Source organism: Microcoleus sp. PH2017_05_CCC_O_A, from assembly GCF_020738785.1.
Lineage (GTDB): Bacteria > Cyanobacteriota > Cyanobacteriia > Cyanobacteriales > Microcoleaceae > Microcoleus.
Genome location: NZ_JAEQCB010000033.1, coordinates 66379 through 73624, shown reverse-complemented (window position 1 = coordinate 73624; position 7246 = coordinate 66379). Strand labels below are relative to the sequence as shown.

5 protein-coding genes are annotated in these 7246 nt (G+C 46.8%); 2 read left to right on the top strand and 3 right to left on the bottom strand.

What is annotated here, in order from left to right; translation table 11 throughout:
• The first annotated feature begins 441 nt into the window (after positions 1-441).
• The gene (locus JGK20_RS09970) at positions 442-3096 is read left to right on the top strand and encodes an EAL domain-containing protein (RefSeq protein WP_293230268.1); all 2655 of its coding nucleotides are present in this window, start codon (positions 442-444) and stop codon (positions 3094-3096) included.
• A gap of 183 nt (positions 3097-3279) precedes the next feature.
• Here JGK20_RS09970 and JGK20_RS34485 read toward each other — a convergent pair whose 3' ends face one another.
• The 3 genes from JGK20_RS34485 to JGK20_RS09960 all read right to left on the bottom strand — a co-directional run bounded on the left by JGK20_RS34485 (position 3280) and on the right by JGK20_RS09960 (position 6164).
• Positions 3280-3759, bottom strand: a complete 480-nt coding sequence (locus tag JGK20_RS34485; protein WP_366038740.1) for an alpha amylase C-terminal domain-containing protein — start codon at positions 3757-3759, stop codon at positions 3280-3282.
• Positions 3752-4825: an alpha-amylase family glycosyl hydrolase gene (locus JGK20_RS09965; protein WP_366038738.1), complete on the bottom strand. Its 1074-nt coding sequence runs from the start codon at positions 4823-4825 to the stop codon at positions 3752-3754. The genes JGK20_RS34485 and JGK20_RS09965 overlap by 8 nt, the downstream gene beginning before the upstream one ends.
• Before the next feature lie 616 nt (positions 4826-5441).
• The gene (locus JGK20_RS09960; RefSeq protein WP_293149645.1) at positions 5442-6164 is read right to left on the bottom strand and encodes a response regulator transcription factor; all 723 of its coding nucleotides are present in this window, start codon (positions 6162-6164) and stop codon (positions 5442-5444) included.
• 393 nt (positions 6165-6557) lie between these two features.
• Between JGK20_RS09960 and JGK20_RS09955 the strand changes: the two genes are divergently transcribed.
• Positions 6558-7246 (top strand): PAS domain-containing protein (locus tag JGK20_RS09955; protein ID WP_293230271.1); only part of this gene is annotated, 689 nt, incomplete at its 3' end.

The following is a 7246-nucleotide window of genomic DNA, read 5'->3' as shown; positions in this document are numbered from 1 at the left end:
ATTTCCCAGTATAAATACTGAGCAACCGGTTTACTCTTCCAGCATTCTGCACTCTCAGTCAGAAGCTTGTGCGATCGACCCGGTTTCTAGATTGGTTTGATCGTTCGGACTTTAGTCCGCATCAAAGTCTGTTGAGAAACCCAGTTAGGATCGCAAATTAAATAATTTACACATATTTGTGGGATGGGCGTCCCGCCCGTCTAGAAAGGACGGGCGGGACGCCCATCCCACAAGAACAATAAAAACTGTAAGTTATTTAATTTTCATTCCTTAGTACCCAAAATTTGTAGAAAAACCCAAAATATTCCTAAAAACTGGGTTTCTGGCTCTCTGGTTGCGTAAATCCCACAGACTGAGCGAAAGTGTTGTAGTCTATAGTTCAGGGCGAGTTAACAAGGTGGCTCGCAAAAATGCTGTCAATTGCCCTGGAGATTAAAAGGGATGGCCCGCAGAAGAGTTAGACAAACGTCAAGAGCGAATTTAAAACAAGAGATTTTACTCAATCGAATTACCAATCGCATCCGCAACTCTTTAGAACTGCAAGAGATTTTGACGACAACGGCGCGAGAAATCCGCAGCTTTTTAGGAAGCGATCGGGTAAAAGTTTATCGCTTTGATGCAGACGGTAGCGGCGAGGTGATTGCCGAGGCCATCAACGGCGAAAATGTGCCATCTCTGCTGGGTTTGCGCTTTCCTGCGGGGGACATTCCGCCTAGTGCGCGCGAAATGTTTGTCAAAGCGCGGCAGCGAGTGATTGTAGATGTGGGATTGCAGCATAAAATAATTAATCGCTTAGATTGTCCCGAAACCGGCCAAACTTTAGCGGTTGAAGATATTCGCTATTGTCCTGTAGACCCCTGTCACGCAGAATATCTGGAGGCTATGGGGGTGCGTTCTTCTCTGACGGTGCCGATCGTACATCAAAATCAACTTTGGGGGCTGCTGGCCTGTCACCACAGTCAACCCAAACGGTTTAGCGATCGAGAATTGAACATGGTACAGTTGCTTGTGGATCAGCTTTCAATTGCGATCGCCCAATCTTTTCTCCTCACTCAAGCCCGACAGCAAGCGCGCGACGAAGCCGTTGTCAACCAAATTAGCAGTTTGCTGCACTCTCCTCTGGAACTAAACGAAATTCGGCAAGCAGTTCTCGAACAAAGTGTCAAGCATTTGGACGGTTCGGGAGGACGCTTGTACATTGCCGCCGAATTTGGCGATCGGCCGGCTAAACTTTATACCTGCGGGCAGCAGCCTCCAGACACCAATCTCGAACTCACCGAGTTTTGGCAGCAGATCATGGGGTGGGCCAACCAAGACGAGCAACCAAAAACTGCCGACAGTACCAGCCAATTAGGCATTTATCAAAATCTATATTCCGAGCATTACAGTTCAATTGATACAAATATTTCTAATTTAATCGTCCCGCACTTGTACGCGATTTCCGATATTGCTCAAGAACCTCAAGTCAAATCTTTATCTGCAAATTTTCTCGAAGCTGACATTCGGTCATTTTTGGCAGTACCGCTGCAATACCGCCAACAGTGCATCGGCTGTCTCACCATTTTTCGCGCAGCCGTAGAAACCGAAATTTTGTGGGCTGGCCGTTGCAGTTCCGACGCCCGGAGCGATCGACCCCGACAGTCCTTTGCAGCTTGGAAAGAAATCAAAACCGGCGAAGCTCAAAAATGGAGCAGCGAGGAACAGAAGCTAGCAAAATCATTAGGAACTCACCTGTACATGGCTGCCATGCAGAGGCGCGTCGAGGCAATGATGCGACATCAAGCTTCTCACGACCCATTAACAGGTTTAGCGAATAGATTGCTGTTTAATGAAAGGCTGTCTTTAGCTTTAGCTAACGCTCACCAGAATGCAGAAATGTTGGCGGTGATATTTCTAGACTTAGACAGATTTAAAAATGTTAACGATACTCTCGGCCACCCAGTGGGCGACCAGTTGCTGCAAGGTGTATCTCGGCGTTTGACTAACTGTTTGCGCCTCGGGGATTCGATCGCCCGTTGGGGCGGCGATGAATTTACTTTGCTGCTGTACAATATCAACAGCCCCGAGGACGCAACTAAGGTTTGCCAGCGAATAATCCAGAGTTTAAGCACTCCTTTTGATTTTGACGGTCGGGAACTTTATACTAAGGCTAGTTTGGGAATTGCTTTGGCTCCTTATGACGGAGAAGATGCAGAAACCTTACTGAAAAATGCTGATGCTGCGATGTACAAAGCTAAACAGAAAGGTCGGAACAATTATCATTTTTACACGCGGGCGATCGGCAATCAAGTCTCTGAAGAACTCAATTTAGAAAATCAGCTTTACAAAGCTTTGAAACAATCAGAGTTTGTGCTGCACTATCAACCGCAAATCAACTTAAATACTTGCCAAATAGTCGGCATGGAAGCTCTGATTCGCTGGGAGCATCCCGAACGCGGTTTGATTCCTCCCGATCGATTTATTCCCTTAGCTGAGGAAACAGGATTAATCTGCCAAATTGACGAATGGGTACTGCGGACAGCTTGCTTGCAAAATCGAGAGTGGCAGTTATTGGGATTGCCGCCAGTACGGGTAGCTGTGAATTTATCAGGTCGTCAGTTTCTACAAGCTAACACGGTAGAAACCATTGCTAAAATCTTGTCAGAAACCGAGTTAAATCCCGAGTATTTAGAAATAGAAATTACCGAGACAGTTGCCATGACAGATGTAAATTTTACGGTGTCGGTATTGCAGGAGTTGCAGCAAATGGGAATTCAAATTTCTCTGGACGATTTTGGCACAGGTTATTCTTCGCTGTGGTCTCTGAAAAACTTCCCACTGAATAATTTAAAAATAGATAAATCCTTCGTGGCAGATTTGCTCAACGGCAACAGCGGTGCTACGATTGTGAAAGTGGCGATCGCCCTGGGACAGGGCCTGAATTTACAGGTGATTGCTGAGGGAGTGGAAACAGCAGAACAGTTGGCATTTTTGCAATCGCTTCAATGCGATATGGGTCAGGGTTACTTCTTTAGCAAACCCATACCGGCGGCGGCCGCAACCCAATTGTATCTAGAAAATCAACTGAGTAAAATATGTAGTTTAGATTCACAATGAGAAATACTGCTATGGTGCGTGTAAAAAATAAAATTCCTCGCAAGTAACCCTAAATAAAGGTACGTTGTTGCGCTTGGGCGCTCTTTCATATATATAATCAGAGGGCTGAAGCCCAACAACGTACCTAAACGCTCTTTCATATATATAATCAGAGGGCCCAAGCCCAACAACCTACCTAACAGATTACTGCCAAACAAACACTTTGGCTTCGTATTCCGGCAAGTCAATCGTAATATTGTCATCGCCAGATTCCACATCATAATTGCCCGTCCATTCGTGCCAAGTTCCGTTTGCTGGGAAGTGGGGAACGCTGTAACCCGCTAGATAATTTTGCGACAGATTCGCAACTACTACAACTCTCGAACCTTCATCGTTCCAGCGAGTGTAAGCAAACACTTTCGAGTCGGGATCTTCGTGGAAAAAGTCGATGTTTTCGGTGTAAAGTGCTTGGTTGTTTTTGCGGAGGTGAATCAAGCCTTTGTAGTATTCCCACAAACCTTTATTCATGTCATTTCCCAGCAGCGTCCAGTCAATTTTTGCTTGCTCGATCGTTTTGGCTTTGTATTCGCCAAATTCTTCGCCCATCCAAATCAGCGGTACGCCAACTGCTGTCATTAACAATACAGAACCCAACTTCGCCCGCTTGAATGCTGGTTCATCCAAAATCTTTGAGCCGTTCTAAATCAAAGGTATCGCCGCAGATATGTTCGACTATGCAGTGATAGAAACTGTCGTGCCAGCAGCCGTCCATCGGGCCGTCTATATTGGTGATGCTGGGAGTTTCGGGAATGTATTCGGCAACGGTGTAAAAGGGTTTTGGGCCAGCAGCATTTTTGGCTTCTTGAACTATCCAGTGCATGAAATCGTAGTTGGCAATTTGTCGGGCTGCGTCGAAACGAATGCCGTCGAGATGGTATTCTTGAATCCAATAGCGGACTGTATCGCCGATGAATTTGCGCGCCGGGTAAGTTCCTAAGTTTTCGTCGTAAAATTCGTAGTTGAATTCTGGGCCCCAATTGTTGTCTGGATCGCGGGGGGCGTGGTGGTACCAATAATCGTGATCGATTTGGGTGAGGGGGCTGGATGATTCGGAGTGGTTGTAAATCCCGTCGATGATGACGCGAATCCCGCGCCCGTGACACTCGTCTATCAGGTTTTTGAGTTGTTCGGTGGTGCCGTAGCTGGACTCCGCAGCGAAGAAGTAGCGCGGGTTGTAGCCCCAACTGTAGTCGCCTGGGTATTCTTTGAGGGGCATGAGTTCGATCGCGTTAACGCCGAGTTCGACTAGATAATCGAGTTTTTCGACGACGTGCTCGTACTTGCCGCGGGCGAGGGGATCGGCTTCGCCACCGGAAAAGTCGGCAACGTGCATTTCGTAGATTACTAATTCTCGATCGGCTGGTAGCGGTTTGTCATCGTGCTGCCACACGTAGGTATCCACGATGCGATCGCCATCTTTGATTCTGATCGCGCCGTTTTGAGTGGGATCGTCGATATCAGTCGCGCAGGGATCTACCACATCTACCCACTGATCTGCCTCCAGAAACCAGCTTTTGGACTGCACGCGAAATTTGTATTGATAAACGCCATCCTCCAACTCAACTCGCGTGCGGAAATAACCTTCTTCGTCCTTTGCCATCGGAATTTCTTCCCAATTAGAAAAAGACCCCACCAAGGCAGCTCCTTTGTTGTAGGGAGCAAATAACTGGAATTCAATTGGAGCGCTCATAATGCCTCTTTTTAAGATTTTTCAGGAGCAGTAGATAGTTTTAATCTCGCAAATTGAAGCGAACTCTGGCATCACTCTGCGGATATAATTTATGTAAGTGCTTAACTATTCCTAAAAGTATGAGTATCTGGCCGAGCCTACGCATTTTATGAAGTGACATCGCGCCATACCGACAGTGCGATCGGAATTTTATCAGAAGGAAGAAGGAAGAAGGAAGAAGAAGAAATAAGGAAGAAAACCAATGGTTTGAGCAATTAAGAACGTTCTAAACGTCCGGTGCGGTTGTTATATATAACTTTACCTTGCTCAACTATAAGTATTAATAATCTGAGAAGTATTTGGCATCTATCTTAAGGTAGATTTACACAGAAAAAGATGATCTTCAATATCTGCACAAGGATAGATGCGGACTTAAATATAGCTTTTAAAACATCAGATTATTCGGCTGGCGATTCTGAGATTTAAGCCTATATCTTCGGCAGTAAAGTGCGCCGAATAATACCCTATACAAGCGCCAACAATTAGTCGGTCGGCGCGCAGTACGCATTCTAAAATTAATGCGTAAGGTGCGCGGGCGCACCCTACTTTTAACTTGCTTTTGCCTGCTGGTGAGGCTTTATCCAACCAAGCCAGAACGCAGGGCGAGAACGGCCGCCTGAGTGCGATCGTCAGCGCACAGCTTGTTCAGAATATTGCGGACATGAGTCTTGACTGTACCGACAGTAATGTACAGCTTTTCGGCGATAGCAGCATTGCTGTAACCCTGCACGATCAGTTCCAAAACTTCTAACTCCCGCTCGGTTAAAGGGTAAGTTTCAATGATGTGACTGAACTCGGGTTCGGCAGCCTTAATTGTGACTCTTTTGCCCTCAGGCTTCGGCTCTTCTGGAGCAGACTCCTTAGTGCGAGCTTGTTTCAGCACGATGCGAGCGATCGCCGGATCGATCCAAGAGTTACCTTCATGGGTTACTTTTACTACGTCCAACAACTGGTCGAAGCTGATATCTTTCATGCAGTAAGAGTCAGCTCCGGCGGCAAAAGCTGCCAGAACTTCTTCTTCGTTGTCTTGAAAAGTCAGAATCAAAACTTTGGTATCGGGATCGGAGTCGGCTGCTATCGATTTTTTGAATTTTTGTGTCAGTTCAATGCCGTCAAAATCTGGCAAGCCAATGTCTACAATTGCCACGTCAGGTTTGGTAGACTGAAGCAGTTTCAATCCGTCTGTAGCGTTAGCTGCATCCCCGACAACTTCTATGGTGTCACGCTGTTGTAAAGCTGTGCGGATGCCGACTCTTGTCAGGTCGTGGTCTTCTATTAAAGCAACGCGAATTTTACTCATCTTTCTTCCAATAGTCCGCTAAACTTTTAAAATATCGTCAAGTGACTCAGCCAAACTGAGTAAATTTGAGAATGTGTCCTGATTTAGGGTTTGACAGCCCGCACATCTTTTTCCAGCATACTCATGCAGCCGCCAAGATTGCAAGTAAATTTTTAAATTATTTTGCGGCGCGGGGAAAGCGCGATCGGGACAGGTAAGCTCTCAATGTTTAAACAGTGTAACTGAATTATCCCATTGTCCGCCCCTTGATAGAGGTAAAGATATCACTACCGAGATAGATTTAAAGTATAAAAACTTTTGATGCACATTGGCCGTCAAAATTAATAAAGCTAGCAGCACGAGTCTTGAGCCGGTGTTAGGGCTCAAGTTGAATGCTTATTTATAAAACCAGTTATGACTCACTATCACGCCAATAACTCTTTTCGCTCGGACTTTTCCGACGCGGAAATACTATACAAGGTATCAGAAATAACAGCCCCCCAACACCTAGTTTGCGACGGCGAAACTCTGAACGATCGCCTGTGGTCGGCAATTCCTCATATAGTTTGGAAAGCAAATGCCAGCGGCTGGGCGACTTATTTAGGCGAGCGCTGGGAGGAGTACACGGGGGTACCAGTAGCAGCAGCATTGGGTTTCGGCTATCTGGCGCAGGTTCACCCAGAAGACTGCGCTCGTCTGTTGGCGCGATCGCGCCCGGATGCTGGGCCGCCCCAAAGTTACGAAATACAATTTCGTCTCCGGGCGCAAGAGGGCACTTACCGCTGGAACTTGGCCAGAGGATCGCCCGCCAACCCTGACAGTCATGATGTTTTGGAGTGGGTGGGAACTTACACAGATATGGAGGCGATCGCACAAACTCAAGGCTCGCTCGCAGCAGAAGCAGAAATTTGGCGCCGCCAAGCGTGTCCGGAAGTTAACTTCACAGGCAAAAATTTGGGCAAAATAGACGCAGGGAGTGATTTGCAGGCGATCGAGCGGTTTACAAATTTGTTGAGCCAGCGCAACGGTAACTTGTGCGAGTTGTTGCAAGCGATCGCAGACGCGACTGTGGAGGCGATCGCCGGAGCTGAATTTTGCCTGGT